Genomic DNA, 25,513 nt, shown 5'->3' with positions numbered 1-25,513 from the left:
CCGGTGGGACTCGTGACCGGGCTCCTGCTGCTGCCGTTCGCCCCGGTGCGCGGCACGCTCTGGGTCGCCGACCACCTGCTCCAGGAGGCCGAACGTCAGGCCGGCGATCCGCGTGCGGTGCAGGCGCGCCTGGCTGCACTCAACCGGGCCCTGGAGGAGGGCGCCATCGACGAGGCGGCCTTCGAGGAAGAGGAGGAGCGGTTGCTCGCCCGCCTCGACAGTCCGGTCCGGTACACAGGACGTCGCGGGGGCGCTTCGTGACCGACCTCGGCACCTGGCCCGCGGGCCCCGGAGTACAGCCGGCCGGGCCGCCCTCCGGAAGCCTCGCGGACCTGCTCGAACGTGTCCTGGACAAGGGCATCGTCATCGCGGGCGACATCAAGATCGACCTGCTCGACATCGAGTTGCTCACCATCCGTCTGCGTCTGTTCATCGCCTCGGTCGAGACCGCCAAGAAGGCGGGCATCGACTGGTGGGAGACGGACCCGGCGCTGTCCTCGCGCGCGGCGCGGGACGCGCTGTCCGAGGAGAACGCGCGTCTGCGCGCCCGCCTCGAGGCCCTGGAGGACGCCGATACCGACCCCTCCGAGGTGGCTCGATGACCACGCTCCCGGCCGACCGGGCGCCCACGACCGGACCGGACGCGTCGCGCCCCACCGTCACCTGCGTGTTCGCCGTGACGGACACGCCTCCGCCGGACGAGGCGGTGTCGATGACACCGGGCCATGACGGCGGCGGTCCGCTCCGGGTCCTGGCCGCGGGCCCGCTGCACCTGATCGTGCAGGACGTTCCCGCGGCGGCCTTCGGCGAGGAGGCGCTCGCGGAGCGGCTGAACCGGCCGGACGAGTTGGAGCGCTGCGCCCGCGCCCACCACCGGGGCGTGGAGACGGCCGCGAGCGCGGGCCCCGTCGTTCCTCTGCCGATGGCGACGCTGTACCTGGACGACCGCAACGCGGTGCGGGCCGTCACCGCCCGGTCCGCGTCCCTGCGCACGCTGCTGGACCGGCTGCGCCACCGCACCGAGTGGGCGGTGAAGGTGCACGGCCCGGGAATCGCGCGCGCGTCCGGCGCCGCCGGGGACGGGCCCGCCGACGGGCGGTCCTACCTGCGCCGGGTGAGCGAGCGGCGGCGCACCGAGCGCGAGGAGCGCGAGCGGGCCCTGGCGCGGGCCCACGCCGTCGACCGGGAGCTGCGGCGCCACGCCGTCGCGGCGACGCGGCACCGGCCGCAGAGCGAGCAGCTGACCGGCAGGAGTGCCCCGCAGTTGCTCAACGCGGCCTATCTGGTCGACGACGGGCGGCGCGCCGAGTTCGTCAGGGCCGTCGGCGAACTGGCCCGCGACGCCCACCGGTCGGCCGTGGAGGTCACCATGTCGGGGCCCTGGATCCCGTACTCCTTCGCCCGCTCGGACGAGGCGGAGCGCGACGCGCTTGAGGAGGCCGGCACATGACGGTACCGGTGCCCGGCGGTGCCGACCGCACGGCGGTGCCCTGGGACGGCCCGGAGCCGTACGCGCCCATCGGGGTGCCGCTCGTGGACCTGCTCGACCGGGTGCTGGCGACCGGTGTCGTGGTCAGTGGTGACCTGGTGCTGGCCATCGCGGACGTGCCGTTGGTGCGGATCTCCCTGCACGCCCTGCTGGCGTCGGTCAGCGACCGGGTCCCCGCGCCCTGGCCGGACAGCGGGCCGCTGTGACCGCGCCGCGCACCCACGCGCTGGACCTCGATCCCGAGCGCGTCACGAACGATCTGGCGGCCCTGGTGCTGACCGTGGTGGAACTCCTGCGGCAGCTCATGGAGCGCCAGGCGGTGCGCCGATTCGACGAGGGGACGCTCAGCGCCGAGCAGGAGGACCGGCTCGGTACCGCATTGATGCTGCTGGACGAGCGCATGGACGAGCTGTGCGCGCAGCACGGGCTGCGGCGCAGCGACCTCAACCTGGACCTCGGCCCGCTGGGGCCCCTCCTCGCCGATCCCGGCCCGTGACGCACAGCAGCGAGACGGGGCCGGAAGAGCACCACACCCGGCCCCGCCCGTCCGCACCTGACGGCGAACGTTCACTGCACCCCTGGGGCGCGCGGAACCGCAACTCCCCAGGGGCGCGGGAAACGCGCGACCGGCCACCACCCATCCGCGGCCGCCGAACGACCGTCCCCGCAACCGCGCTACCGCTTCACCTTCCGCGCGGCCCGCAACCACTCCTTGTTCATGCTCGTGATGGACATCAGCGGAATCCCCTTGGGGCAGGCGGTGGCGCACTCGCCCGCGAGGGTGCACCCCCCGAACCCCTCCTCGTCCATCTGCTCCACCATGTCCAGCACGCGGGTCTCCCGCTCGGGCGCCCCCTGCGGCAGCACATTGAGATGGTTGATCTTGGCGGACGTGAACAGCATCGCCGCCCCGTTGGGACAGGCCGCCACGCACGCCCCGCACCCGATGCACTCGGCGTGCTCGAAGGCGAGGTCGGCGTCCGGCTTCGGCACGGGCGTGGCGTGCGCCTCGGGGGCCGCTCCCGTCGGCGCGGTGATGTACCCGCCGGCCTGGATGATCCGGTCGAAAGCCGACCGGTCCACGACCAGGTCCTTGATCACCGGGAAGGCCGACGCCCGCCACGGCTCCACGTCGATCGTGTCGCCGTCCTTGAACGAGCGCATGTGCAACTGACAGGTGGTGGTCCGCTCGGGCCCGTGCGCGTCGCCGTTGATGACGAGCGAACACGCGCCGCAGATGCCCTCGCGGCAGTCGTGGTCGAAGGCGACGGGGTCCTCGCCCTTGACGATGAGCTCCTCGTTGAGCGTGTCGAGCATCTCCAGGAAGGACATGTCGGGCGAGATGCCGTCCACCTCGTACGTGGACATCGTGCCGTCGGCGTCGGCGTTGCGCTGCCGCCAGACGCGCAGGGTGAGCTTCATGCGTAGCTCCGCTGGGTGGGGTGGACGTACTCGAAGACCAGGTCTTCCTTGTGCAGGACGGGAGCCGCGCCGGTGCCGGTGAACTCCCAGGCGGCGGCGTAGGAGAACTCCTCGTCCTTGCGGGCGGCCTCGCCGTCGGGTGTCTGGGACTCCTCGCGGAAGTGGCCGCCGCAGGACTCCTCGCGGTGCAGCGCGTCGAGGCACATCAGTTCGGCGAGCTCCAGGTAGTCGACGATGCGGTTGGCCTTCTCCAGCGACTGGTTGAACTCCTCGCCGGTGCCGGGCACCTTGATGCGCCGCCAGAACTCCTCACGGATCTGCGGGATGCGCTCCAGTGCCTTGCGCAGTCCCGAGTCGGTGCGGGCCATGCCGCAGAACTCCCACATGAGTTCGCCGACTTCGCGGTGGAAGGAGTCGGGGGTGCGGTCGCCGTCCACGGACAGCAGCAGGTTCAGCCGGTCCTGGGTGTCGGCCAGCACCTCCTGGACGACGGGGTGTTCGTCGGTCACCGCGTCGTGGTGCGGGTTGCGGGCCAGGTAGTCGTTGATGGTGGAGGGCAGGACGAAGTAGCCGTCGGCGAGTCCCTGCATCAGCGCGGAGGCGCCGAGCCGGTTGGCGCCGTGGTCGGAGAAGTTGGCCTCGCCGATCGCGAACAGGCCGGGAATCGTGGTCTGGAGGTCGTAGTCGACCCACAGGCCGCCCATCGTGTAGTGCACGGCGGGGTAGATCCGCATCGGCACCTCGTACGGATCCTCGTCGGTGATCCGCTGGTACATGTCGAAGAGGTTGCCGTACTTGGCCTCGACGGCCTTGCGTCCCATCCGCGCGATGGCGTCGGCGAAGTCCAGGTACACGCCCTGGCCGCCGGGGCCCACTCCCCTGCCCTCGTCACAGACGTTCTTCGCGGCGCGGGAGGCGATGTCCCGGGGCACGAGGTTGCCGAAGGACGGGTAGATGCGCTCCAGGTAGTAGTCGCGCTCGTCCTCGGGAATCTCGTTCGGGGGCCGCTGGTCGCCCTTCGCCTTCGGCACCCAGATCCGCCCGTCGTTGCGCAGCGACTCGCTCATCAGCGTCAGCTTGGACTGGTGGTCGCCGGTGCGCGGAATGCACGTCGGGTGGATCTGGGTGAAGCACGGGTTGGCGAAGTACGCGCCGCGCCGGTGCGCCCGCCAGACGGCGGTTGCGTTGGAGTTCATGGCGTTCGTCGACAGGTAGAAGACGTTGCCGTAGCCGCCGGAGGCGAGGACGACGGCGTCCGCGAAGTACGTGCCGATCTTGCCCGTGACCAGGTCCCGGGCGACGATCCCGCGCGCCCGCCCGTCGACGACGATGAGGTCGAGCATCTCGGTGCGCGGGTGCATCTCGACGTTCCCCGCGGCGATCTGCCGGCTGAGCGCCTGGTACGCGCCGAGCAGCAGCTGCTGTCCCGTCTGGCCGCGGGCGTAGAAGGTGCGGGACACCTGCACGCCGCCGAACGACCGGGTGTCGAGCAGTCCGCCGTACTCCCGGGCGAAGGGCACGCCCTGGGCCACGCACTGGTCGATGATCTCGACGGAGATCTGCGCGAGCCGGTGGACGTTGGACTCGCGGGCGCGGAAGTCGCCGCCCTTGACGGTGTCGTAGAACAGGCGGTGGACGGAGTCGCCGTCATTGCGGTAGTTCTTCGCGGCGTTGATGCCGCCCTGCGCGGCGATGGAATGGGCGCGGCGGGGCGAGTCCTGGTAGCAGAACTGGACGACTTGGTAGCCCTGTTCGGCGAGGGTGGCGCCGGCCGAGCCGCCGGCGAGGCCGGTGCCGACGACGATCACGGTGTGCTTGCGCCGGTTGGCGGGGTTGACCAGCTTGGCTTCGAACCGGCGCCTGTCCCACCGCTCGTGGACCGGGCCGGAGGGCGCCTTGGCGTCGACGACCGGCTCGCCGGTCACGTAGTCCGCGTAGGAGGTCATGTCAGCTCACCACTCCGGTCATGACGGCCACGGGTACGGCGATGAAGCCGGCCGTGAGCAGCAGCGCGAGGACGTTCGCGAGGGTCTTCAGGGCACGGTCGCGGGTGCGGCTGCCGACGCCGAGGGTCTGAGCGGCGCTCCAGAACCCGTGCCGGACGTGCAGACCGAGCGCCAGCATCGCGATGATGTAGACGACGTTGCCGTACCAGGTGGAGAACGTGTCCAGGACGTTCTGGTACGGGCGGCCCTCCTGGAAGCCGCCGGAGTGCACGGTGCCGGTCGTCAGGTCGAGGATGTGCCAGACGATGAACAGGCCGAGGATGATCCCGCCCCACCGCATGGTGCGCGTGGCGTAGCTCGCCCGCGGCTTCTTGTGCACGTACTTGCCTGGCCGGGCCCTGATGTCGCGGCGGCTGAGCTGGTACGCCGAGGTGGCGTGCGCGACGACGGCGACGACCAGCACGATGCGGACGAGCCAGAGCGTCCACTCGTAGTGCATGAACGGCTCGCCGACGGTGCGCAGCCAGTGGGCGTAGTGGTTGAACTCGCCCGCCCCGAAGAAGATCTTCAGGTTCCCGATCATGTGGACGACCAGGTACAGCAGCATGATCAGACCGCTGACCGCCATCACGGTCTTCTTGCCGACGGTGGAGTCCCACACGGTGCGTGCGAAGGACGGCCGCCGGTCCGTCCGCGTTGCCAGAGCCATGCACAGCACGCTACGGACGCGATGCCGATCGGTCCAAGACATGGACCGGCTTGATTCCATAGGCCGGGGCTATCGTGGGAGCATGCAGTTCCAGCAGCTCCAGTACTTCGTGGCCGTCGCCGAGACCCGGCACTTCACCCGGGCCGCCGACCTGGTCCACGTCGCGCAGCCGTCGCTGTCGCAGCAGATCAAGGCGCTGGAACGAGAGCTGGGCGCGGACCTGTTCCTGCGTGCCCGGGGCAACATCACGCTCACGGACGCCGGTGAGGCGCTCCTGCCGCTGGCCCGCCGCATCCTGGCCGACGCGGACACGGCCCGGCACGAGGTGCAGGAGCTGGTGCAGCTGCGGCGGGGCCGAGTCCGGCTGGGGGCCACGCCCAGCCTCTGCACGGGTCTGCTCCCGGACGTCCTGCGGTCCTTCCACGACCGCTATCCCGGCATCCAGCTGCTGATCGAGGAGGGCGGCTCGCACGACCTGGTGCGGGAACTCGCGCGCGGAGCGCTGGACCTGGCGCTGGTGGTCCTGCCGCTGCCGACCCCGTCGCCCGCGCTCACGACGGTGGAGCTGCTGCGGGAGGACCTGGTCGTGGTCTCCTCCCCGGACGCCCCGCGTCCCGGCCGGGGCCGCCGTGCGGTGCGCATCTCCGATCTGGAGGGCGAACGCCTGGTGATGTTCCGGCACGGCTACGACCTGCGCGAGCTGACGGTGGGCGCATGCCGTGCAGAGGGGTTCGAACCCGACTTCGCCGTGGAGGGCGGGGAGATGGATGCGGTGCTGGGGTTCGTGCGGGCCGGGCTGGGGGTCGCCGTGGTGCCGCGGATGGTGGCAACGAGGTCGGGGCGCGGGCTGCGGGTGACTCCGCTGGCCCGGCCCGGACTGCATCGCACGATCGCGCTGGCGCATCGCAGTGATGTGGCCCCGCCCCGGGCCGCCCGGGAGTTGCAGCGGATGCTGCTCGAGCGGTGAGGAGGTCTGTGCCATGAGCGCCGTGGAGTGCGGGAGCGCGGGGCCGTCGTGGCCGTCGTGGCCGTGCGCACAGTTCCCCGCACCCCCAGGCGTCACCCCCTAGCCCGTCGCGTCCACCAGTGCCAGCTCGTGCAGCCGTTCCGGCGGGCCCGGCCTCGCGTAGTACCAGCCCTGGGCCGTGTCGCAACCGAGGATGCGCAGTTGTTCGGCCTGGGCGCCCGTCTCCACGCCTTCCACCGTCACCGCCAGGTCCAGGCTGTGGGCCAGGGAGACGATCCCCTCGACGATCTTCAGGTCGACCGGGTCGGCCGGGAACTGCTGCATGCTCTGTGTGAAGGACCGGTCCAGCTTCAGGATGCTGACCGGCAGCCGCCGCAGGTTGGCGAGGTTGGAGTACCCCGTCCCGAAGTCGTCCAGGGCGATGTCGACGCCCATCTCCGCCAGCCGCCGCAGCGGCTTGAGCAGATCGTCGTCGGCCCCGATCAGCGCCGACTCGGTGACCTCCAGGCACAGCGCGTCCGGCTCGACGCCGTTGCGCTCCAGGATGTCGACGGTGTCCTGCACCAGACCGGGATGCGTCAACTGGCACGGCGACAGGTTCACGTTGATCCGCAGCGGACCCACCACCTCGGCGCCGCCCTGCAGTTCCCGCCACTCGCGGGCCTGGCGCACCGACTGCTCCAGCACCCACCGGCCCAGCGGCACGATGAGTCCCGTGTGCTCCGCGAGCGGGATGAACCGGTCCGGACCGAGCACCCCGTGCTGCGGGTGCAGCCAGCGCACCAGGGCCTCGGCGCCCCGGACACTGCCGTCGCCGAGGTGCACCAGCGGCTGGTACTCGATGAAGAACTCGCCACGCTCCAGCGCCGTCGGCAGCGCCGTGGTCAGTCCGTGCCGGGTGATGGCCCGGGCGTCCGCCTCGGGGTCGGCGAGTTCGAAGCGGTTGCCGCCCGCCGACTTGGCCCGGTACATGGTGATGTCCGCACTGCGCAGCACCTCCGCCGGACTGCGTTCCCCGGCCGGGCCCTCGACGATGCCGATGCTGCCGCGCACGGTCAGCTCCCGCCCGTCCACGCTGACCGGCGCCAGCAGCGCGTTCATGATGCGCCCGGCGAGCTCGTCGACGCCACGCTGGGTGTCGGGCCCGGTGGTCAGCGCCACGAACTCGTCACCGCCGAGCCGCGCGACCATCTCCCCCGGTGCCGTGGCGCAGGACTGCAGCCGGTCGGCGACCTCCACCAGCAGCCGGTCCCCGGCGGCGTGACCGAGGCTGTCGTTGATGGTCTTGAAGCCGTCGAGGTCCAGGTAGCACAGCCCGAACCGCTGGCCTTCCCCCGCGCCCAGCGCCTTCTCCAGGCGTTCGAAGAAGAACGTCCGGTTCGGCAGCCCCGTCAGCGCGTCGTGCGTGGCCTCGTAGCGCAGCCGCAGGTTGAGCAGCCGCCGCTCGGTGGTGTCCTCCATGAGGGCGAGCTGGTACTGCGGATCGCCGTCGGCGTCGCGCAGCAGGGAGACCGTCAGATTGGTCCACAGCACCGTCCCGTCGGGGCGGTAGAACGCCTTCTCCAGGTGGTAGTGCTCCCGCTCGCCGCGGACGAGTTCGTCGTAGAGGCGCCAGGTCTGCGGGGCGTCGTCGGGGTGGGTCCACTCCCGGACGTTGCGGCTGCGCAGCGTGTGTTCGGAGACCCCGAACATCCGCAGCAGCGCGCCGTTGACCTGCAGTATGTTGCCCTCGAGGTCGGCCATGCCGATTCCTATGGCCGCGCCTTCGAACACCGCGCGGAAACGTGCCTCGCTCGCGTGCAGCGCCTGAGCCACCACGCCCTGCGCCTTGAGGGCGGCCTGCGCGACGGCCTCCTGCTCGGCCAGGGTCCGCTCGCGCAGCGCCCGGGCGAAGCCGGCCGCCATCGCGTGCTGGATCCGCGCGCACCGGGCCCGCAGGTCCTCCTGGTCGCCGTCGCCCCCGCAGTACAGGACCAGGTAGGCGTCGACGCAGTCCAGGGTGCGGCTGAGCGCCTCGGGGTCGGTGCAGTGCACGTCCACCAGGGCGGCGCCGACCGCCCGGCCCGCCTCGGGGTCGAAGGCCCGGGCCCGCAGCGCATCGCTCAGCCGCCGGGCCTGGGGCAGCAGTTGTGCCTCGAACTCGGGGCGGGTCGACGACGTCGAGGTGACGGGGAAGACGGCACGGCTCCAGATCGTCGCGAACCGGCGCAGTCTGTCCTCCGGCCCGTCCGGTTCCGCGGTCACGCGGTACGCCCCACGCCCGCGAACCCGGAGAACGCGTACGGATCCTCGTCCTCCGGTGCGGCGTCGGGCCGCCAGCACGGCATCGCCACCAGTCCGGGTTCCACCATGTCGTACCCCTCGAAGAACCGCGCGATCTCCTCGCGCGAGCGCATGATCAGCGGGTTGCGGATGTTCTTGTACACGTCCACCGCACCCCCGGCCCGCTCCTGCGGCAGCGGGACCCCCTCGTAGGAGGCGTGGGTCAGCACGAGCAGGCTGCCGGGCGCGAGCGCCTCGCGCAGTTCGGCCACGGCCCCGTACGGGTCGTCCTCGTCCTCCACGAAGTGCAGTATGGCAACGAGGAGCAGCGCCACGGGCTGATCGAGGTCGATCAGCCGCTCCACCTCGGGGCTGCGCAGGATCTCCTGGGGCTTGCGCAGGTCCGCGGCGACGACGCCCGCGTCCTCGTTGCCCTCCAGGACCGCCTGGCTGTGCGCGACGGCCACCGGGTCGTGGTCGACGTAGACCACCCGGGCTCCGGGCCGGGCGGCCTGTGCCACCTCGTGGGCGTTGCCGAAGGTGGGGATGCCGGAGCCGATGTCGAGGAACTGGGAGATGCCCTGGTCGACGGCGTAACGCACGGCGCGGCGCATGAACGCACGGTTCGCCTGCATGATCTTGGGAAGCCCCGGCATGAACTCCATGGCCCGGCGGGCCGCTTCCCGGTCGACCTCGAAGTTGTGCGATCCGCCCAGGTAGTAGTCGTACATCCGGGAAACACTGGGCACCGAGATGTCGATGCTCCGTGGGGCCCAGGCGGGACGCTCCATCAATCTCTCCAAGGCGTAGGCGATCCGGTGTTCGAGCAGAGGCTACTGATCGCCCGCCAATGGAGCGACCTGAAACGGAAATTGACCATCCGTTCCCGGTCACTGCCTGCGGCACGTGCCGAATTGATACCCCTGCGCCTGCCCTTCGAACACATGACGAACAGTGCCCGGGGCATCCCGGAGAGTTCCGGTTCGGAAGAAGGGAGACCGTTCGGAATCCGATGACTTCAGGTGAAGCACGGCAAAACGGTCCGCCCCTCCGTGGAGCACGGAGGGGCGGACCGGGTCTGCGCGTCGGGTGGACGAGATGATCAACCCTGGGGAGGTTTCACCACTACTCCGACGCGCCGACCAGCTTTCCGTCGGGCCGGACGGCGTACCAGGTGCCGCCGACGCCCTGGCCGTTGGTGTCGCCGGGGGCCTTGTCCCCGGCGAAGGTGTAGATGGGCGAGCAGTTGATCGTCTGCTGCTTGCCCTTGCCGTCGGCCCGGTCGAAGATCATGTAGCCCTTCTTCTGGATGCCCTTGGTGTCGGCGAAGTCGACGGGCTCCACCAGGGGCCACTTCTCCAGGCACGCACCGGTGCAGTTGGAGACCGGCTTGGGCCAGGCCTCGTCCTTCTTGAACCGGTAGACCGTCATGCCGTTCTTGTCGACGACGATCTCGCCGAGCTTGGCGTCGTTGCGCGTGGACAGGCCGGCCTGGACCGCCTCGCCGCCGCCCGCACCACCCTGCGCCTTCTTGCCGTCGGGGGCGAGCGCGTACCACTTGCCGCCCACGCCCTGGCCCTTGACGTCACCGGCGTTGACGTCCTTGGCGTAGCGGTAGGCGGGCCAGCCGGCGACCGTGAGCTGCTTGGTGCCGTCGGCCCGGGTCACCGAACCGAGCAGTGCCTTGTCGATGCCCTCGCCGGCCTCCGCGTCGTCGGCCGGAACCGGCGGCCAGGTCTTGGCGCAGTCGCCGTCGCAGTTCGACTTGGGCGGCTGCTCGGTGTCCTGGTCGAACCGGTACAGGGTGAGGCCGAGGCTGTCGGTGACCACCTTGCCGACCTTCTCGGCGGTGGAGACGGACAGCTTGCCGGCGGGATTGGACGAGCTGGAGGCGCCCGGCGCGGCCGGCTGGCCGGTCGCGGTGCCGGCTGCTCCGTTCCCGGTGCCCGCACCGATGTTTCCGTAGTCCCCGGGCGCGGCCGTGGCGCCCACGTTCTGGCTGGCCGCCGGTGGGCTGTCCTGACCGCACGCCGTCGTCAGCGCCAGGACCGCCGCGGCGCTCGCCACGAGTGAGGCGCTCCGCCAGGAGGTCTTCATCGTCAACTCCCCATATTCGCAAGGGTGTTGCAGCGCCCTGCTGCGCCGCCGCACGGCCATGAGTACGCATGGGGACGCCGATTGTGTTCAACCGTCGGCCAAAAATCTTTCCGGAAACCCCGACGGGCCCCGCCGTGCCCTCGCACATCTGCGCACCTCGGACTCCTGGTCGGCGGCCGCCGATCGAACCGGCGATGCCGAATGTCCCTCTTTCGGGGCAATCCCCTTGCACCCCGGCACATCCTGACGGCACAGGGTTCATGATCTTCGTCGTGCATGGACCCCATTCCACTCAAACCGCCCTGGCGGTACGGACCTTGGCAGCTGCAACGCTGACCTGGGCGCTCGTCGGCGCGCCGGCCGGGGTCGCGGTGGCCGACGCCTGTGCGTACGCCTCGACGGGACCGGACGGCACGGAGGCGGTGGCGTACGCCGGGAGCGGGAAGACCTGGCCGTGCCCGACTCCCACGCCGACCCCCGCCCCCACACCGGCTCCCTCCCCCACGGCGAGCCCGTCCCCGACGCCGGCCCCTTCCCCCACGCAGAAACCGGCACCGTCGAAGCCGCCGCCGGATCCGCGGCCCTCGCCGAAGCCCCGGCCCCCGGATCCGGCCCCCACGGCCGGGCCCGCGCCCGCACGCCCCACGCCCCGTCCGACGCCGGCCTCGTCCCGGCCCGCCGCGCGGCCCGTGACGACGACACCCGCTTCCCGGCCACCGGCTCCGCCGGCCACGGCCGCACCCGGTCCGTCCGCGGCGCCCGTGCACTACCCGCGCTACCGCGCCGCACCGCCGCGGCCACGGCGGGCGAACGGCACGCTGGCGCCGCTCACCTTCGTCCTGCTCGTCACGGTGCCCGCGGTGGTGGCCGTCGCAGCGCTGCGCGCGCGCTGATCCCTGAAGCCCTGGAGGTACCTCTTGCCGGAATGGCTTGTTCTCACCCTCGCGATGCTGGCCGCCTGTGCCGTGGTGGTCGTCATCACCTTCGTACGCCACCGCGCGGCGCCCGAGGACGAGGATCCCAGTGAGACCCCGGACGTCATCGAGTACATGACGATGTGGATCGGCGTGGTCTACGCCATCGTCCTGGGCCTGGCGATCGCCGGCGTCTGGGAGGGCCGCAGCGCCGCACAGGACCACGTGCAGGCCGAGGCGACCGCGCTGCACGAGATCTCGGAGCGGGTGCGGGTGTATCCGGCCGAGGAACGCGACCGCATCCGGGAGGACGTCCGGACGTATGTCAGCCATGTCGTGACCACCGAGTGGGACACGATGGCCGACAAGGGCGAGGTGACCCCTCGCGGCACCGAGCTCTTCGAGCGGATCCGCCAGGACGTCACCGACTACGAGCCGGCGACGGACTTCGAGGCCCAGGCCTACCAGCCGCTGCTGGACCAGGTGACCGCGGCGAACCAGGCCCGGATCGGCCGGGCCGAGTCGACCGGGGAGACGATGCCGGGCGTGGTGTGGTTCGGGCTGATCGCGGGAGCCGTCATCACCATCGGGATGATCTTCGCACTGCAGATCCGCAGAACGACACGCGAACTGGTGCTCGCCGGGCTGTTCTCGGCGCTGATCGCCTTCCTGCTGTTCCTGATCTGGGACTTCGACTCGCCCTACAGCAGGGGCGTGACCGCCTCGGCGGACCCGTTCCTGAACCTCTTCCCGGGCGTCGGTGACTGACGGCGCACCCACCACAGACACCGGCCGGGGGACCGCGACACGCCGTCACGGTCCCCCGGCCGCGTCAGCGGCGTTCCCCCGGCCGGCCCACACGTGTGCCCCATTCGCGCTACTGCGATCGCGCCAGCACGCACACTTTCTTAGCGTTTCGGGCATCGAGGTGCATGTGTGACGTGAGCGGAACAGGTCCGCGGCTGCCCCTCGGGACCCGGAGGATTGACCATGCGCGCGATATGCCTCGCCTCGGCCGTACTGCTGGGCGCCGGTGCCCTCACCTCCTGCGTGCCCGCCGACGCGGCGATCCGGACCGACTTCGGCTTCAGTGTCGTGCCCTCCACCGTGGCGGCGGGGGGCGAAGTCACCGTGCAAGTCGTCCGCAACCAGGCGTGCCAGGGGGAGGCGGCGGTCAACTCGCAGGTGTTCGACCTGGTCACCATCCCGCCGGACGAGTCCTGGGCGACGGCGGTCGTCGACTGGGACGCCAAGCCCGGCGCCGTGTACGACGTGGAGTTCGAATGTGACGAGTCGAGCGGCACCGCGCGGCTGACGATCGCCGGCGGCCATCCGACGCACCACCCCACACATCACCCGACGCACCACCCCACCCACCACCCGACGCACCACCCCCACAAGGGTGTGCACGCCGGTGAGGGCGGCACTCTCGCCGGCTTCGACCTCAAGGAGATCGGCCTCGGCGCGGCGCTGATCGCCGGGTCGCTCGGCGTCGCCTACCACTTCTCGCGCCGCCGCACCGACGAGGACGCCGGCTGACACACCCCGCGGCAGGTCTTTCGCCCCGGCTCCCCTGGTGAGAGGGAGCCGGGGCGAAAGGCGTCACGTGCGGGGCGGCGACCGCCGTCGGGACGAAGCACGGCGAGGCGCGCGTGTGCGTCAGATGCGCCGCTCGGCCCGGCGGCGCATCCAGAACACGCCTCCGCCGACGAGCGCCGCGGCCACGAGACCACCGCCGATGGCCATGTCCGTCGGCGTCGCACCGGTGGTGCTGCTGCCGCCGATGCCGCCGCGGACACCGCCGATGACGGTGAAGGCCTGCGGCTTGGTGATCCGCCTGCCGTTGCAGTCGACCGTGATGTCGTACGGCCCCGGGCGGGCGTCGCTGTTGATGGTGGCGGTGCCCCGCGCGGTCCCGCTGCCGGCGCCGCCCCGGTCGCCCTCGTTGCCCTTGCCGCCGCCGCCGACCGGCGAGAGCTGCGTCGGCGAGAACGCGTTGGACGTCGCCGTGCCGCCGTTGCGGCAGCCGTCGACCGTGATGGTCAGCTGGCCGCCACGGGCGATCACGCTGGGCAGGGCGGTGATGTTGCTGGGCGTGTCCCACGCGACGGCCGCGGGGGCGGAGAGGCCGAGGGCGGCGACCGCTGCGCCGGCGACCGCCAGGGCACGAGAGTTACGCATGTGAACCTCCGCGGAAGACGCCCCGGGACCCGTCCCCGGTCGATCGGCGAGAAAGCGCCTCCCAGAAAGACAGTCAGTTGCCGTGCCGCGAGCCGCATTTCGGGAATGGTCCGTCCCGGTGAGCGAAGGCCGTGCGGGAGGAGCTTTCATTCGGACATCGCCGCAGGTCACGGACCGTCAGAAATTTCTGCACGGCGGCAACTCGGATGGCGCACCTCATGTCCCCGCACCGCCCCTCACCTCCCCCGGCCACCCGTTCGCCGCCGCCCCGTCGCCGGTTTGACGCACGCCACTTAGCGTGTCGCTATGCGCGATGGACACGGCGACGGCCGCGTCGAGAGGGGATGGCGAATGTCTGCGTCCGAGCTGGCCCAGGCGGAAGAGGAGGCCCGGCCCAGGAAGCGCGCCCCGTGGGGCGTGATAGCGCTGGTCCTGCTGACCGGTCTCGCCCTCATCCGTAACGGTTCGGGGGAGTTCGACGAGGGTCCGCCCCAGCCGGCGACGGCGGCGGCTGCGGACAGCCGGGTACCGGGCGGCACGTTCGCGGGTAACGTCCGGCCCTTGCCCTACGCCCTCCCGGACCGGGTCAGGATTCCGGCGATCCAGGTCGACGCGCCGATCATCCCGGTGGGTCTGGACGCGGACGGCTGGGTCGGCGCGCCGCCGCCGGAGGACCCCAATCTGGCCGGCTGGTTCACCGGTGCCGTCACCCCCGGCGAGAAGGGCACGGCGGTCGTGGTCGGGCATGTCGACAACCAGCAGGGCCCGGCCGTGTTCTACGGACTCGGGGCGCTGAAGCAGGGCAATCGCGTCGAGGTCGCCCGGCAGGACGGGAAGACCGCCGAGTTCGAGATCTACGGCGTCGAGGTGTTCGAGAAGAACAACTTCCCCGGCGACCGTGTCTACGCCTCCAAGGGCGCGCCGGAACTGCGGGTCATCACCTGCGGCGGCGGTTTCTCCAAGCAGGAGGGCTATGCGGGGAACGTGGTCGCCTTCGCCCGCCTGGTCGCGGTGCGCTGAGCGCTCCCGGCCCGGCGGGCGAAGGCCCGGAGGCGCCCCTCAGGCGTAGTGCCGCCGGGGCACGGTGACGTGGTAGCCGGAGTCCAGCAGTTCGGGCAGATAGTGCCGCAGGGCCCGCACGCTCTGCGAGCGGTCGCCGCCGGCGTCGTGCGAGAGCACCACGACCCCGGGTGCGGCGCCCCGTTCCACCCGGTTCGCGATGGACCTGACTCCGGGGGTGGCCCAGTCGAGGGTGTCCACCGTCCAGGCGAGGGGCTCCATGCCCAGTTCGGCGCCGAACTGGAAGGCGGCCCGGTTCCAGGCTCCGTAGGGCGCGCGGAACCACTCGGGGCGCTCCCCGTAGGCGTCCTCGATGACATCGCTGGTGCGTTCCATCTCGGAGCGGATCTGCCGCCGGGTGAGCCGGGTGAGCAGCGGGTGGGACCAGGTGTGGTTCCCCACGACATGTCCCTCGTCGGCCATGCGGGCCAGCAGGTTCCGGCCGCCGGCGACCATCTCGCCGCACACGAAGAACATCGCCCGCACGTCGTACTCGGCCAGGATGTCCAGGATATGCGGGGTGTAGCGGGGATCGGGGCCGTCGTCGAAGGTCAGCACCATGGTGCGGCCGCGGCCGGACACGCGCAGTGGCGCCTCACGGCGTACCAGGGTCCGGCGGGGTGCGGCGCGCGGCGGGCCATAGCCGGTCAGGGGCTCCAGCCGGTAGGCGGATGACGTGACGGGGCGCCGGGCCTGGGGGCCCGCGGCGGGGGTGGAGGGGGCGGGTCCGTCCCCGGTGACCGCCGTGACCACTCCGGCGGTCGCGGCCGCTCCCACGGCTCCGGCGCCCGCGATCAACGCCCGGCGCCGGGTGAGCAACTGATCCTTCTTCATGACTCATCAGTCGCCCGGCGGACGGCCGACGCACGCGAGCAACACCGGTGCGGCGGCACGCATTCACCCGTTCGGCGCACGCAAATGGATCAGCGGCGGCGCACCAGGGGGAAGGGCAGGGTCTCGCGGATGGTGAGGCCGGTGAGGAACATGACCAGCCGGTCGACGCCGATACCGAGTCCGCCGGTGGGGGGCATGGCGTATTCGAGCGCGTCGAGGAAGTCCTCGTCGAGTTCCATCGCCTCGGGGTCACCTCCGGCGGCGAGCAGGGACTGGGCGGTGAGGCGGCGGCGCTGCTCGACGGGGTCGGTGAGTTCCGAGTAGGCGGTGCCCAGTTCGGTGCCGAAGGCGACGAGGTCCCAGCGTTCGGCGAGACGCGGGTCGGTGCGGTGCTGCCGGGTCAGCGGGGAGACCTCGGTCGGGAAGTCCTTGTAGAAGGTGGGCAGCTCGGTCTTCTCCTCGACGAGCCGCTCGTACATCTCCAGGACGACGTCGCCGTGGCCGTCGTCGGGGGTGTACGGCACGCCGGCGCGGTCGCAGAGCCGGATCAGCTCCGGCAGTTCGGTGCCGGGGTGGATCTCCTCCCCGAGGGCCTCGCTGATGGCGCCGTAGACGGTCTTGACGGGCCACTGCCCGGAGATGTCGTACTCCTCGCCGTCCTTGCGGGCGACGGGCTTGCCGAACGCGGCGGTGGCGGCGCCCTGGATCAGTTCGCGGACGAGGTCGAGCATCACGTCGTAGTCGGCGTACGCCTGGTAGGCCTCCAGGATGGTGAACTCGGGGTTGTGCTTGTAGTCCGTGCCCTCGTTGCGGAAGGTGCGGCCCATCTCGAAGACCTTCTCCACTCCGCCCACGCACAACCGCTTGAGGTACAGCTCGGGGGCGATCCTCAGGTAGAGGTCGAGGTCGTAGGCGTTGATGTGGGTGGTGAAGGGCCGGGCGTTGGCGCCGCCGTGGATCTGCTGGAGCACCGGCGTCTCGACCTCCAGGTAGCCGCGTGCCAGCAGGCCCTGGCGCACGGCCTGGACGGCGGTGGAGCGGGCGCGGACCACGTCGCGGGCGGCGGGGCTGGCGGCCAGGTCGAGGTAGCGCATGCGGACCTTGGCCTCGGGGTCGGCCAGGCCGCGGCGCTTGTCGGGCAGCGGGCGCAGGCACTTGCCGGTGAGCTGCCAGGAGGTGACGAAGACGGTCGGCTCGCCCTTGTCGCTGACGCCCGCCCGGCCGGTGACGGTGACGAGGTCACCGATGTCGGTGTCGGCGGTGAAGCGGTCCAGGGCGGGGCCGGAGCGGTCGCGTGTCAGGGCGAGTTGGTGGTCGCCGGACCAGTCCCGCAGGACGACGAAGACGATGCCTCCGAAGTCGCGGACCAGCATGATCCGGCCGGCGACGGTGACCTCCTCGCCCCTCGGGACCTCGGCGAGGGTGTGGGTGCGGGCCGGGATGCCCACCGGGTAGGGGTCGGTGCCGTCGGCGCGCAGCCGGTCGAGCTTGCGGTGCCGGACGCGGACCTGGTCGGACAGGCCGGAGAGGGGGTCGGCGGGCTCGGTCCCGTCCCCTCCGGCGAGGCCGAGCGCCGCCAACGACGGCAGCCCCTCCGTGGTGGCGGGCCGCTGCCCGCCCTTCGGGTGCCCCTTTCCCTTGCCCCACAACGTGCGCATCGACGGTACGGAGACGAAGCCCTCGGCGATGCCGGAGGCGAGTCCGACCCGGGCGAGGGAGGCGGCTTCCGCATAGCAGAGGAAGCGGGGGTACCACTCGGGGTGGTACTTGGCGTTGGAGCGGTACAGGGCCTCCAGCTGCCACCACTTGGAGAAGAACAGCAGCATGCGACGCCAGAGGCGCAGGACCGGTCCAGCGCCGATGCGGGCGCCCTCCTCGAACACGGAGCGGAACACGGCGAAGTTCAGCGAGACCTTGCGCACGCCCAGTTTCGGGGCGACGGCGCACAGTTCGGCGACCATGAACTCCATGACGCCATTGGGGGCGGTGCGGTCACGGCGCATCAGGTCCAGGGAGACGCCGTCCTTGCCCCAGGGCACGAACGACTGGATGGCGAGGAGCCGGCCCTCCCGGTCGAGGGCCTCGGCGAGGAGGCAGTCGCCGTCGGCGGGGTCGCCGAGGCGGTCCAGGGCCATGGAGAAGCCTCGTTCGGTCTCGGTGTCGCGCCAGGCGTCGGCACGCTCGACGAGCTGGCGCATCTCCTCCTCGGAGAGAGTGGAGTGGCGGCGGACGCGGCAGGTGACGCCGGTGCGGCGGACCCGGTTGACGGCCTGGCGGGTGACGCGCATGTCGCGGCCGTCCAGGTCGAAGTCGAGGACGTGCAGGATGGCCTCGTCGCCGAGCTGGAGCGCGCCGAGCCCGGCACGGACGTAGGCCCGGGCGCCCTCCTCGGAGGCGCCCATCACGGCCGGGACCCAGGCGTAGCGGCGGGCCACGTCCTGCCAGGCGGCGATCGCGTGCGGCCAGGCCTCCCGGTCGCCCACCGGGTCGCCGCTGGCCAGGCACACCCCGGCCTCGACGCGGTAGGTGACGGCGGCCTTGCCGCTGGGTGAGAAGACGGCGGCCTTGTCGCGGCGGGTGGCGAAGTAGCCGAGCGAGTCCTGGTCGCCGTAACGGCCGAGGAGGGCCCGGATGCGGGCCTCCTCGTCGTCGTGCAGGGCGGCTTCGAGGCGCTGGGAGCGGAACAGGGTGGCGGCGGCGTTCAGCAGGGCCAGCGCGCCGAACAGGCCGAGCAGGAAGTACAGGGCGTGCGGGGGCCGGCCGTCGAAGCTGCCGGCGGGGACGAGACCGCCGCAGACCCGGTTCGCGGCCCAGGCCAGGCGCTCTCCGCTGGGCAGGCTGCCCGGGAAGGCCTTGACCAGGGCCCAGCCGACCAGGATCGCGACGACCAGTCCGGCCACCAGGACGACCAGGGCGCGTCGTACCGCGGCGCGGCGGGAGGCGGCGTAGAACTCCTTGCGGGCGTAGACCAGCAGGATCAGGGCGAGGCCGCACACCACGAAGGAGGGGACCGACTCGGCGAACTCGCCCACGGCCATGCCGAGGATGTCGGTCAGGACCAGCAGGCCGAGGTAGACGACGACCAGCCACCAGGCGATCTTCTTGCGGGCGCCGGTCGCGGCGGCGAGCAGGAAGAGGAAGACCGCGTAGGCGAGGTTGGCGCTGACCGGGACGAGCAGGAGGTCCAGGAAGTGGACGAGGGGACGCAGCGCCGTGCGCAGCGGGGGGATCAGCGCCAGCAGGGCGCAGAGGAAACCGAGGGCGGCGAAGAAGACCGCGAAGCCCTCGGGTACCCGGCTCAGGAAACCATGCGCCCGGCGGGGCGGCCGTATGGCGCCGGAGATGTCCTCGGCCGTCCCGGTGTCCGCGATGACACTCATGCCTTCGACTCTAGAAACACCTGCGCCACCTCGCCCGTCGAGCGCTCCCGCCCCGCGCGCCACAGGAAACCGGACCGAGGCCCTGGGTCCGGCGCGGCGTCTGCCGGCTCACCGGCCCCGGGTGCCGTCCGCCGGACCCCGTCCCGCCCGGCGGCCGGAGCTGGTCGTTCCGATAGCCTCGCGGCGTGACGGAACAGCACTCCCCCCGGTTCGAACGGGGCACGGACGGGCCGAAGGTGATCGTGGCGGGGGTCGACGGCTCCGACTCCTCCCTGCGGGCCGCGGCCTACGCCGCCGGCCTGGCCCGGCGCCAGCACGCGCTGCTCGCCGTGGTGTACGTGCAGCCGGTGCTGGCGGCCGGTACGGCGCTGGGGGTGCCGGTGGCGGAGACGACGGACGAGATCGCCGAGGACCTGGTGGCGCAGATCCGGGACTCGGCCGAGCGGCTCAAGGGGATATTCGAGGTCCGCTGGGAGTTCCACACCTTCCGCGGCGACCCGTACAACGGCCTGGTGGCGGCGGCCGACGAACTCAAGGCGGACGCGGTCGTCGTGGGCGCCTCGGAACAGGCGGGCCACCGCATCGTCGGCTCGGTGGCGGTACGCCTGGTGAAGGCGGGGCGGTGGCCGGTGACGGTGGTGCCGTAGGCCGTACGGCACCCGGGTCGCGGGGGCCGCTACTCCCCCATCACCAGTCCGTCCTCAGCCGCGCCGCGGCTGAGCACCACGTCGCGGATGCGGTCGCGGACGGCCCGGACGTCGGCGCCCTGGGTGAGCGCCCGGTTGAGGTTCACGACCCGGCCGGCGTCGACGTCGAAGAGCTGCGGGACGAACTCCGCCTTGGTCACCTGCCAGCGCTCTCCCGGCCGGGCCGGCGGGGCGAAGGTGAAGCGGCCGAGGGTGGACTGGTTGCCGCGCGGGTCCTTGACGCCCTCGTAGTTGGTCATCTCGCCGGCGATCTGATCGCCCATGCCGTAGATCACCCAGGTGCCGTTGACCCTCTCGTAGGCCTGCGGGACGTGCGCGTGGGTGCCGAGGATCAGATCGATGTCGGGGCGGCCGCCGGTGCGCGCGGCGGTGAGGTTCCGGGCCAGGGTCTGCTGCCGGTCGTCGGGGGCGTCCAGCCACTCGGTGCCCCAGTGCAGGGAGACCACGACCACGTCGGCGCCCGCCCGGCGTGCGGCCCGGGCGTCCTCGACGATCCTGTTCTCGTCGGTGAGGTTGACGGCCCAGGGCTGCCCGTCGGGGAATGCGATGCCGTTGGTGTCATAGGTGTAGGCGAGGTGGGCGACCTCGGCCGGGCCCGCTCGGAGGACGGTCGTGGTGCGTGCCTCCTCCTCGGTGCGTGCGGAGCCGGCGTGCCGTACGCCCGCGCGGTCGAGGGCGTCGAGGGTGCGGCGGATTCCGTCGGCTCCGTCGTCGAGGCTGTGGTTGGAGGCGGTGGAGCAGCCGTCGTAGCCGGTGGCGGCGAGGGCGCGGGCCACCTCGGGCGGGGACTTGAAGGTGGGGTAGCCGGTGTAGACGCCGTTCGCGCCGTAGACGGTCTCCATGTGGCACAGGGCCACGTCGGCGCGTGAAACGACGGAGCGGATCCCGGAGAGCATCGGCCGGAAGTCGTAGCCGGTGCCGCCTGCGTCGAAGCGGGCCCGGTCGATGATCGTGCTGTGCGGGAGGACGTCACCGGAGGCGACGAGTGTGAAGCCGCGGGGCCCGGCGGCCGGTGCCGGGCGTCCGCGGTCGGGCTTGTCGTGGTCGCGGGCCTGGCAGGCGGCGCCTGCGGCGAGGACGACGGTCAGGGCCAGGGCGATCTGTCGACTGCGCGCGAGCATGCATTCACCCCACTGTGGGCGTTGTGGTCATATTTACGCACCATCAGGAAAGAAGGCTCCTGGCGTCCCACGCGTCCCCGACACGCTCATCAGCCCGTCGGCCACCCGCATGGCCGGGTGCCCGACCGTTCGTCGAACCGTTCGTCGACGCGATCGACCGTCCGTCGCACAGCCGGGTACGTGCCCTGTGCCGGGGCCGCGCGCTGCGGTGCCATACGGCCATGACGGCCGGATCCACTCTCACGAACGGAACGACCGCCGAGCACGAGCTCGCCGCACTGCAGCGCGAGCACGGCCGGCCCCTCTTCGCGCTGCTGCTGCGGCTCTGCGACGGCGACCGGCAGCGTGCGGAGGACCTCGTCCAGGAGACGCTGGTGCGTGCCTGGCAACACCCCGAGGCCCTGCGCGCCGACGACTTCGACTCCGTGCGGCCCTGGCTGATGACCGTCGCGCGCCGGCTCGCGATCGACGCCCGGCGGGCCCGCCAGGCCCGTCCGCCCGAGGTCGGCGACGCGGTGCTGGAGAACGCGCCGGTCATCTCCGACCACGCCGAGCGGGCAGCCGCGATGCTCGACGTCCGCGAGGCTGTGAAGACACTCACTCCGCAGCACCGTGAAGTCCTGGTGCTCGTGTACTTCCAGGGGGCGAGTGTGGCGGAAGCAGCGGCAACCCTCGGGATCCCGCCCGGTACCGTGAAGTCCCGCGCGTACTACGCGCTGCGCGCCCTGCGCAGGGTGCTACCGGGATACGCCGCCGACCTGCGATGAAACCGATGGGTGGGTCAAGCCTCCGTAAAGCGCCTTGCCGATGACCCCGGTTGAGTAATCGGGTGTTCTCATCCGTGTTCCGGAGGGGGCCGTCAGCGCTCCCGGGGCCCGGTGTCGGGCGACGCGCACGTACCGGAGGAAGGCAGGAAGGGATGCTGGACGAAGAGCAGGGGGGCACGGACGGTGCCGACGGTGAACTGACCGTCCCCATGGCGTGGTTGTACGCCGAATACATCGCCGACGAGCTGCTGCGGACCGGCGATCTGATGCCGCCGACGTCCTTCGAGTTCCGCGCCGGGCGGGATGCCCTGGCGCTGACCATCTTCCTGTCCGACACCGACGGGGAGCTCTCCGGCATCCGGGTCGTCACGCAGCTCGAGACGTGGCTGTCGCTGACCGCCTACGACCAGCCGTGGCAGGAGTGGGTGCGCGAGCGGCTGGCCGAGCTCGCCACCGGCGCCGCGGCGTCGGGCCGGCCCGCGCCGGACCTCGGCCTCGCCGAGGAGGCCTGGCGCTGGCTGCAGGAGACGGAGCTGCTCGCGCCCGATCTGAACGCGGTGCCGGGAGGCGCGCCGGTGGCCGGGGAGGACGAGGGACCGAAGGTCTGGACGCCCGCCTGGCAGCTCGGACTGCCGCTGGGACACCTCGCGATCCATCTTTTTTAGACTTCTGCGGCCCCGGACCAATCCGCGGGCCGGAGGGCTCCGAATCCTTTGGTTGCGATTGTGTCACCGGCTTGAGTGATTCCGCTGCCTGGTCCGTACCGGTGGGAGCAAGGAGTAACCCCACCCGCACCCAACGGCACGAGGATTCGGCATGAGGTCCCTGGAGAGGCATCGCGACGTCGCGGCCTACGCGCTCGGCGTGCTGGACGAGGCGGAGGCCTTCCGCTTCGAGGACCACCTCATGGAGTGCCCTCGGTGCGCTGCAGAGGTGACGGAATTCGGCGCGACCACACGGCAGTTGATGCTGTACCGGCGGTCGACGCCACGGTTCGTGCACCCGCTGGCCCAGCCCGGGCCGCGCATGCTGGACGGGCTGCTGGCCGAGGTGGCGACCCGGCGGCGGGCCGGACGCAGGCGTCTGCTGTTCGCACTTGCCGCCTCGGTCGTCTTCGCGGCGTCGGTCCCCGGCATCGCGATGATGGCGGAGGGCAGTGCCGAGGAGCAGCCCCGGACCGTTGCGGCGACCGACACACGGACGGGAGTGTGGGCGCAGGTCACGACGGAGGACGAGGCCTCGGGCAGCCAGGTCGAGCTGAAGGTCAGGGACGGCTCGGGCCCGCGCGCCTGCCACCTGGTGATCATCGGCCACGACGGCGCCGAGGAGACCGCCACCAGCTGGCACGGGCCCGGGCACGACGAGCGCCCCAACACGATGATGGCCAGCTCCTCCATGCATCCGGAGGACATCGCCCGCTACGAGATCCGCTCGGCCGCCGGCGAGGTCCTGTGGAGGATCCAGCCGAGCTGACCGTCCGTCCGCCCCGTGTCGCCGGGCGCCGGGCGTGCCCCGGTCTGAGACTGCTGGACGACGCACCCGGGTGATCGCCGGGTGCCGGCGGTCCCGGCGAGGGGAGACGAGGTGACGGCAGAGACCGGGGACGGCCGCCTGGAGGACTTCCTGGCCGACCCGGAGAACGCGACCCTGGACCTGCCCACCGCGGCGGCCCGCTGCACCAAGGCCCTCGGCCTGCAGAGCTCCGTGGTCTACCTCTCCGACATCCAGCAGCGCCGGCTGGTGCCGCTCACCGACGTGGTCCCTCCCCTGCTCATCGACAACTCACTCGCGGGCTGGACCTACCGCACCCAGTCCCTGCGCGTGGCGGTGTCCGAGGAGAAGGTTGGCATGACGGCCTGGCTCCCGCTCGTGGACGGCGCGGAACGCCTGGGCGTCCTCGCGGTCGACTCCCCCGCCCTGACACCCGATGTCCTGCGCCGCGCCCGCGCCCTGGCCACGCTGCTCGCCATGATGATCACGTCGGCGCGGGCCTACCAGGACTCCTTCGTACGGCGTCTGCGCACCCGGCCGATGCGTCTGCCCGCCGAGATGCTGCGGGCCTTCCTCCCGCCCCGGACGATCGGCACCTCACACGTCGTGTCGACGGCCGTGCTGGAGCCGGCCTACGAACTCGGCGGCGACGCCTTCGACCACTCGCTGACGGAGACGACGCTGCACGTCGCGGTGCTCGACGCCATGGGGCACAACCTGGCGTCCGGGCTCACCACGGCGGTGTCCCTGGCCGCGTGCCGCAACGCCCGGCGCACCGGGGCGGACCTGCCCGAGCTGGTGGAGAGCGTCGACGACGCGCTGTCGCAGTGGCTCCCGGACCAGTTCTGCACGGGTGTTCTCGCCCAGCTGGACCTGGCGTCGGGGATGCTGCGGTGGGTGAACTGCGGGCACCCCACCCCGCTGCTCATCCGCGACCGGCGGCCGCTGGTCGACGCCATGCGGCGCGAGGCGAGCCCGCCGATGGGGATGCCGTCCCTGCTGACCGAGCGGCGGCGCGAGACACACGAGATCGTGCTGAAGCCCGGCGACCGGGTGCTGATGTACACCGACGGGGTCACGGAGGCCAGGGCCGTCGACGGCGCGGAGTTCGGGCTCGAACAGTTCGCCGAGTACATCATCGGGGCGACGGCCGCGGGCGAGCTGCCGTCCGAGACGCTGCGACGGCTCATCCACTCCATCCTGGACTCGCCGACGAGCCGGCTGCGGGACGACGCGACCATCCTGATGTTCGAGTGGTCACCGCCGTCCCGGTAGCCGGGACCCGGCCGGGTCACTTCAGCAGCCGGGACATCCTGCGGTCCGCCAGCGGCTTGCCGCCCGTCTGGCAGGTCGGGCAGTACTGGAGCGAGGAGTCGCTGAAGGACACCTCACGAATGGTGTCGCCGCACACCGGGCAGGGCTCACCCGTGCGGCCGTGGACGCGCAGTCCGCTCTTCTTCTCGGCCTTGAGCCGTCCCGCCGCCACGCCCCGGGAACGCTCGACCGCCCCGGTGAGCGTGTCGCGCAGGGCCGCGTACAGCCGCCCGGTCTCCTCCTCGCTCAGAGATGCCGCCAGTTTGAACGGCGACATCCTCGCCACGTGCAGGATCTCGTCGCTGTAGGCGTTGCCCACGCCCGCGATCAGGCTCTGGTCGCGCAACGCGCCCTTGAGCTGCCGCCGTTCACCGGCCAGGAGCTCCGCGAGGCGCCGCTCGTCGAAGTCGTCGGCGAGCGGGTCCGGGCCGAGCCGGGCCACGCCCTCGACCTCCTGCGGGTCGCCCACGACATACACCGCGAGCCGCTTCTGGGTGCCGGCCTCGGTCAGGTCGAAGCCGGCGCCGGTCTCCAGGGCCACGCGCAGGGCGAGGGGGCCCTTGCCGGGGCGGGGCGGGCCGTCGGGGAGGCGGTCCTTCCAGTGCAGCCAGCCCGCGCGGGCCAGGTGCGTCACGAGGTGCAGGCCGTCCGCGGTCGCGAGGTCGAGGAACTTGCCGTACCGGCGTACGGCAGTGACCTCGTGGCCCTCCAGCGCCGACAGGGGAGGGTCGTACGTCTTCAGCACGCTGATCGCGACGGGCAGCACCCGGACGATCTCGTGGCCGACGAGATGCTCGGTCAGGAAGTCCTTGAGCGCCTCTACCTCGGGGAGTTCCGGCATAGGTCCAGAGTG

The 25,513-nt window shown here is 71.8% G+C and carries 27 protein-coding genes; 15 read left to right on the top strand and 12 right to left on the bottom strand.

The features are described 5' to 3' along the window. Window positions 1-3: 3 nt before the first annotated feature. From AB0937_RS22720 to AB0937_RS22700, 5 genes are read left to right on the top strand one after another with little or no spacing between them, the layout of a single operon-like run. Complete coding sequence (locus tag AB0937_RS22720) at window positions 4-261, top strand: gas vesicle protein GvpG (protein ID WP_366714014.1); 258 nt, start codon at window positions 4-6, stop codon at window positions 259-261. After that, entirely contained in the window at window positions 258-602 is a 345-nt protein-coding gene (locus tag AB0937_RS22715) for a gas vesicle protein (protein WP_366714013.1), read from the top strand. Before AB0937_RS22720 ends, AB0937_RS22715 begins: the two co-directional genes overlap by 4 nt. Further along, window positions 599-1,450, top strand: coding sequence for a GvpL/GvpF family gas vesicle protein (locus tag AB0937_RS22710; RefSeq protein ID WP_366714012.1), 852 nt, complete (start codon window positions 599-601; stop codon window positions 1,448-1,450). Before AB0937_RS22715 ends, AB0937_RS22710 begins: the two co-directional genes overlap by 4 nt. Then, window positions 1,447-1,695 carry a gas vesicle protein gene (locus tag AB0937_RS22705; protein WP_366714011.1) on the top strand — a complete coding sequence of 83 codons (249 nt, stop codon included), beginning with the start codon at window positions 1,447-1,449 and terminating at the stop codon, window positions 1,693-1,695. Before AB0937_RS22710 ends, AB0937_RS22705 begins: the two co-directional genes overlap by 4 nt. After that, on the top strand, window positions 1,692-1,985 hold the full coding sequence (locus tag AB0937_RS22700; protein WP_030851265.1) for a gas vesicle protein K: 294 nt from the start codon (window positions 1,692-1,694) through the stop codon (window positions 1,983-1,985). The genes AB0937_RS22705 and AB0937_RS22700 overlap by 4 nt, the downstream gene beginning before the upstream one ends. Window positions 1,986-2,164: 179 nt before the next feature. Here the strand turns inward: AB0937_RS22700 and AB0937_RS22695 are convergent, their stop codons facing one another. Genes AB0937_RS22695 through AB0937_RS22685 form a run of 3 tightly spaced genes read right to left on the bottom strand, consistent with a single transcriptional unit; the run spans window position 2,165 to window position 5,566 of the window. Continuing rightward, window positions 2,165-2,911, bottom strand: coding sequence for a succinate dehydrogenase/fumarate reductase iron-sulfur subunit (locus tag AB0937_RS22695; RefSeq protein ID WP_234749664.1), 747 nt, complete (start codon window positions 2,909-2,911; stop codon window positions 2,165-2,167). Continuing rightward, window positions 2,908-4,857 carry a fumarate reductase/succinate dehydrogenase flavoprotein subunit gene (locus tag AB0937_RS22690; RefSeq protein WP_366714010.1) on the bottom strand — a complete coding sequence of 650 codons (1,950 nt, stop codon included), beginning with the start codon at window positions 4,855-4,857 and terminating at the stop codon, window positions 2,908-2,910. The genes AB0937_RS22695 and AB0937_RS22690 overlap by 4 nt, the downstream gene beginning before the upstream one ends. A 1-nt stretch (window position 4,858) precedes the next feature. Then, window positions 4,859-5,566, bottom strand: a complete 708-nt coding sequence (locus tag AB0937_RS22685) for a succinate dehydrogenase (protein WP_366714009.1) — start codon at window positions 5,564-5,566, stop codon at window positions 4,859-4,861. Between the two features lie 82 nt (window positions 5,567-5,648). On the opposite strand from AB0937_RS22685, the gene AB0937_RS22680 reads away from it, so the two are divergent. Beyond that, window positions 5,649-6,533: a LysR substrate-binding domain-containing protein gene (locus AB0937_RS22680; protein WP_366714008.1), complete on the top strand. Its 885-nt coding sequence runs from the start codon at window positions 5,649-5,651 to the stop codon at window positions 6,531-6,533. A gap of 99 nt (window positions 6,534-6,632) precedes the next feature. On the opposite strand, the gene AB0937_RS22675 is transcribed toward AB0937_RS22680, so the two are convergent. The 4 genes from AB0937_RS22675 to AB0937_RS22660 form a co-directional block, all read right to left on the bottom strand. Then, window positions 6,633-8,777 (bottom strand): EAL domain-containing protein, encoded by a 2,145-nt coding sequence (locus AB0937_RS22675; protein WP_366714007.1) that lies wholly within the window; start codon window positions 8,775-8,777, stop codon window positions 6,633-6,635. Continuing rightward, window positions 8,774-9,586 carry an SAM-dependent methyltransferase gene (locus AB0937_RS22670; protein ID WP_366714006.1) on the bottom strand — a complete coding sequence of 271 codons (813 nt, stop codon included), beginning with the start codon at window positions 9,584-9,586 and terminating at the stop codon, window positions 8,774-8,776. Before AB0937_RS22670 ends, AB0937_RS22675 begins: the two co-directional genes overlap by 4 nt. Before the next feature lie 334 nt (window positions 9,587-9,920). Beyond that, window positions 9,921-10,892, bottom strand: a complete 972-nt coding sequence (locus tag AB0937_RS22665) for an SCO0930 family lipoprotein (RefSeq protein WP_366714005.1) — start codon at window positions 10,890-10,892, stop codon at window positions 9,921-9,923. A gap of 292 nt (window positions 10,893-11,184) precedes the next feature. Continuing rightward, a complete protein-coding gene (locus AB0937_RS22660; protein ID WP_366714004.1) occupies window positions 11,185-11,625 on the bottom strand; it encodes a hypothetical protein in 441 nt (146 codons plus the stop codon). 28 nt (window positions 11,626-11,653) lie between these two features. Here AB0937_RS22660 and AB0937_RS22655 point away from each other — a divergent pair, with 28 nt between their 5' ends. The 3 genes from AB0937_RS22655 (at window position 11,654) to AB0937_RS22645 (ending at window position 13,345) form a co-directional block, all read left to right on the top strand. After that, the gene (locus tag AB0937_RS22655) at window positions 11,654-11,785 is read left to right on the top strand and encodes a hypothetical protein (RefSeq protein WP_366714003.1); all 132 of its coding nucleotides are present in this window, start codon (window positions 11,654-11,656) and stop codon (window positions 11,783-11,785) included. Window positions 11,786-11,809: 24 nt separating this feature from the next. Next, entirely contained in the window at window positions 11,810-12,574 is a 765-nt protein-coding gene (locus tag AB0937_RS22650) for a DUF4239 domain-containing protein (protein ID WP_366714002.1), read from the top strand. A gap of 222 nt (window positions 12,575-12,796) precedes the next feature. Further along, window positions 12,797-13,345, top strand: coding sequence for a hypothetical protein (locus AB0937_RS22645; RefSeq protein WP_366714001.1), 549 nt, complete (start codon window positions 12,797-12,799; stop codon window positions 13,343-13,345). Between the two features lie 120 nt (window positions 13,346-13,465). Here AB0937_RS22645 and AB0937_RS22640 read toward each other — a convergent pair whose 3' ends face one another. Further along, the gene (locus AB0937_RS22640; RefSeq protein WP_366714000.1) at window positions 13,466-13,987 is read right to left on the bottom strand and encodes a hypothetical protein; all 522 of its coding nucleotides are present in this window, start codon (window positions 13,985-13,987) and stop codon (window positions 13,466-13,468) included. A gap of 351 nt (window positions 13,988-14,338) precedes the next feature. Here AB0937_RS22640 and AB0937_RS22635 point away from each other — a divergent pair, with 351 nt between their 5' ends. Next, window positions 14,339-15,007, top strand: coding sequence for a class F sortase (locus AB0937_RS22635; RefSeq protein ID WP_366713999.1), 669 nt, complete (start codon window positions 14,339-14,341; stop codon window positions 15,005-15,007). A 39-nt stretch (window positions 15,008-15,046) separates the two neighbouring features. On the opposite strand, the gene AB0937_RS22630 is transcribed toward AB0937_RS22635, so the two are convergent. Together AB0937_RS22630 and lysX are read right to left on the bottom strand one after the other, a co-directional pair. Further along, entirely contained in the window at window positions 15,047-15,880 is an 834-nt protein-coding gene (locus AB0937_RS22630; RefSeq protein WP_366713998.1) for a polysaccharide deacetylase family protein, read from the bottom strand. A gap of 89 nt (window positions 15,881-15,969) precedes the next feature. Continuing rightward, window positions 15,970-19,260: a bifunctional lysylphosphatidylglycerol synthetase/lysine--tRNA ligase LysX gene (gene lysX, locus AB0937_RS22625; protein ID WP_366713997.1), complete on the bottom strand. Its 3,291-nt coding sequence runs from the start codon at window positions 19,258-19,260 to the stop codon at window positions 15,970-15,972. Between the two features lie 185 nt (window positions 19,261-19,445). Between lysX and AB0937_RS22620 the strand changes: the two genes are divergently transcribed. Beyond that, window positions 19,446-19,907: a universal stress protein gene (locus tag AB0937_RS22620; protein WP_366713996.1), complete on the top strand. Its 462-nt coding sequence runs from the start codon at window positions 19,446-19,448 to the stop codon at window positions 19,905-19,907. 29 nt (window positions 19,908-19,936) lie between these two features. Here the strand turns inward: AB0937_RS22620 and AB0937_RS22615 are convergent, their stop codons facing one another. Further along, window positions 19,937-21,088 carry a CapA family protein gene (locus AB0937_RS22615; RefSeq protein WP_366713995.1) on the bottom strand — a complete coding sequence of 384 codons (1,152 nt, stop codon included), beginning with the start codon at window positions 21,086-21,088 and terminating at the stop codon, window positions 19,937-19,939. Window positions 21,089-21,309: 221 nt separating this feature from the next. On the opposite strand from AB0937_RS22615, the gene AB0937_RS22610 reads away from it, so the two are divergent. The 4 genes from AB0937_RS22610 to AB0937_RS22595 all read left to right on the top strand — a co-directional run bounded on the left by AB0937_RS22610 (window position 21,310) and on the right by AB0937_RS22595 (window position 24,621). Continuing rightward, window positions 21,310-21,855 (top strand): sigma-70 family RNA polymerase sigma factor, encoded by a 546-nt coding sequence (locus AB0937_RS22610; protein WP_366713994.1) that lies wholly within the window; start codon window positions 21,310-21,312, stop codon window positions 21,853-21,855. Between the two features lie 152 nt (window positions 21,856-22,007). Beyond that, the gene (locus AB0937_RS22605; protein WP_366713993.1) at window positions 22,008-22,520 is read left to right on the top strand and encodes a hypothetical protein; all 513 of its coding nucleotides are present in this window, start codon (window positions 22,008-22,010) and stop codon (window positions 22,518-22,520) included. A gap of 151 nt (window positions 22,521-22,671) precedes the next feature. Beyond that, window positions 22,672-23,328: a zf-HC2 domain-containing protein gene (locus AB0937_RS22600; protein WP_366713992.1), complete on the top strand. Its 657-nt coding sequence runs from the start codon at window positions 22,672-22,674 to the stop codon at window positions 23,326-23,328. 150 nt (window positions 23,329-23,478) lie between these two features. Continuing rightward, the gene (locus AB0937_RS22595; protein WP_366714104.1) at window positions 23,479-24,621 is read left to right on the top strand and encodes a SpoIIE family protein phosphatase; all 1,143 of its coding nucleotides are present in this window, start codon (window positions 23,479-23,481) and stop codon (window positions 24,619-24,621) included. A gap of 16 nt (window positions 24,622-24,637) precedes the next feature. Here the strand turns inward: AB0937_RS22595 and AB0937_RS22590 are convergent, their stop codons facing one another. Further along, window positions 24,638-25,501: a DNA-formamidopyrimidine glycosylase family protein gene (locus AB0937_RS22590; RefSeq protein WP_366713991.1), complete on the bottom strand. Its 864-nt coding sequence runs from the start codon at window positions 25,499-25,501 to the stop codon at window positions 24,638-24,640. Between the last annotated feature and the right edge of the window lie 12 nt (window positions 25,502-25,513).

The sequence above is a fragment of the Streptomyces sp. NPDC047880 genome (assembly GCF_040706515.1).
Taxonomy (GTDB): Bacteria; Actinomycetota; Actinomycetes; order Streptomycetales; family Streptomycetaceae; genus Streptomyces.
The sequence above is the reverse complement of the archived record's forward strand: the minus strand, read 5'-3'. Positions and strand labels throughout refer to the sequence as shown.

Coding starts and splice junctions, on each gene's coding strand:
- AB0937_RS22685 (WP_366714009.1), bottom strand. CDS start 5,566: ATGGCTCTGGCAACGCGGACGGACCGGCGGCCGTCCTTCGCACGCACC.
- AB0937_RS22695 (WP_234749664.1), bottom strand. CDS start 2,911: ATGAAGCTCACCCTGCGCGTCTGGCGGCAGCGCAACGCCGACGCCGAC.
- AB0937_RS22615 (WP_366713995.1), bottom strand. CDS start 21,088: ATGCTCGCGCGCAGTCGACAGATCGCCCTGGCCCTGACCGTCGTCCTC.
- AB0937_RS22705 (WP_366714011.1), top strand. CDS start 1,447: ATGACGGTACCGGTGCCCGGCGGTGCCGACCGCACGGCGGTGCCCTGG.
- AB0937_RS22605 (WP_366713993.1), top strand. CDS start 22,008: ATGCTGGACGAAGAGCAGGGGGGCACGGACGGTGCCGACGGTGAACTG.
- AB0937_RS22610 (WP_366713994.1), top strand. CDS start 21,310: ATGACGGCCGGATCCACTCTCACGAACGGAACGACCGCCGAGCACGAG.
- AB0937_RS22645 (WP_366714001.1), top strand. CDS start 12,797: ATGCGCGCGATATGCCTCGCCTCGGCCGTACTGCTGGGCGCCGGTGCC.
- AB0937_RS22670 (WP_366714006.1), bottom strand. CDS start 9,586: ATGGAGCGTCCCGCCTGGGCCCCACGGAGCATCGACATCTCGGTGCCC.
- lysX (WP_366713997.1), bottom strand. CDS start 19,260: ATGAGTGTCATCGCGGACACCGGGACGGCCGAGGACATCTCCGGCGCC.
- AB0937_RS22680 (WP_366714008.1), top strand. CDS start 5,649: ATGCAGTTCCAGCAGCTCCAGTACTTCGTGGCCGTCGCCGAGACCCGG.
- AB0937_RS22600 (WP_366713992.1), top strand. CDS start 22,672: ATGAGGTCCCTGGAGAGGCATCGCGACGTCGCGGCCTACGCGCTCGGC.
- AB0937_RS22690 (WP_366714010.1), bottom strand. CDS start 4,857: ATGACCTCCTACGCGGACTACGTGACCGGCGAGCCGGTCGTCGACGCC.
- AB0937_RS22630 (WP_366713998.1), bottom strand. CDS start 15,880: ATGAAGAAGGATCAGTTGCTCACCCGGCGCCGGGCGTTGATCGCGGGC.
- AB0937_RS22635 (WP_366713999.1), top strand. CDS start 14,339: ATGTCTGCGTCCGAGCTGGCCCAGGCGGAAGAGGAGGCCCGGCCCAGG.
- AB0937_RS22640 (WP_366714000.1), bottom strand. CDS start 13,987: ATGCGTAACTCTCGTGCCCTGGCGGTCGCCGGCGCAGCGGTCGCCGCC.
- AB0937_RS22710 (WP_366714012.1), top strand. CDS start 599: ATGACCACGCTCCCGGCCGACCGGGCGCCCACGACCGGACCGGACGCG.
- AB0937_RS22665 (WP_366714005.1), bottom strand. CDS start 10,892: ATGAAGACCTCCTGGCGGAGCGCCTCACTCGTGGCGAGCGCCGCGGCG.
- AB0937_RS22590 (WP_366713991.1), bottom strand. CDS start 25,501: ATGCCGGAACTCCCCGAGGTAGAGGCGCTCAAGGACTTCCTGACCGAG.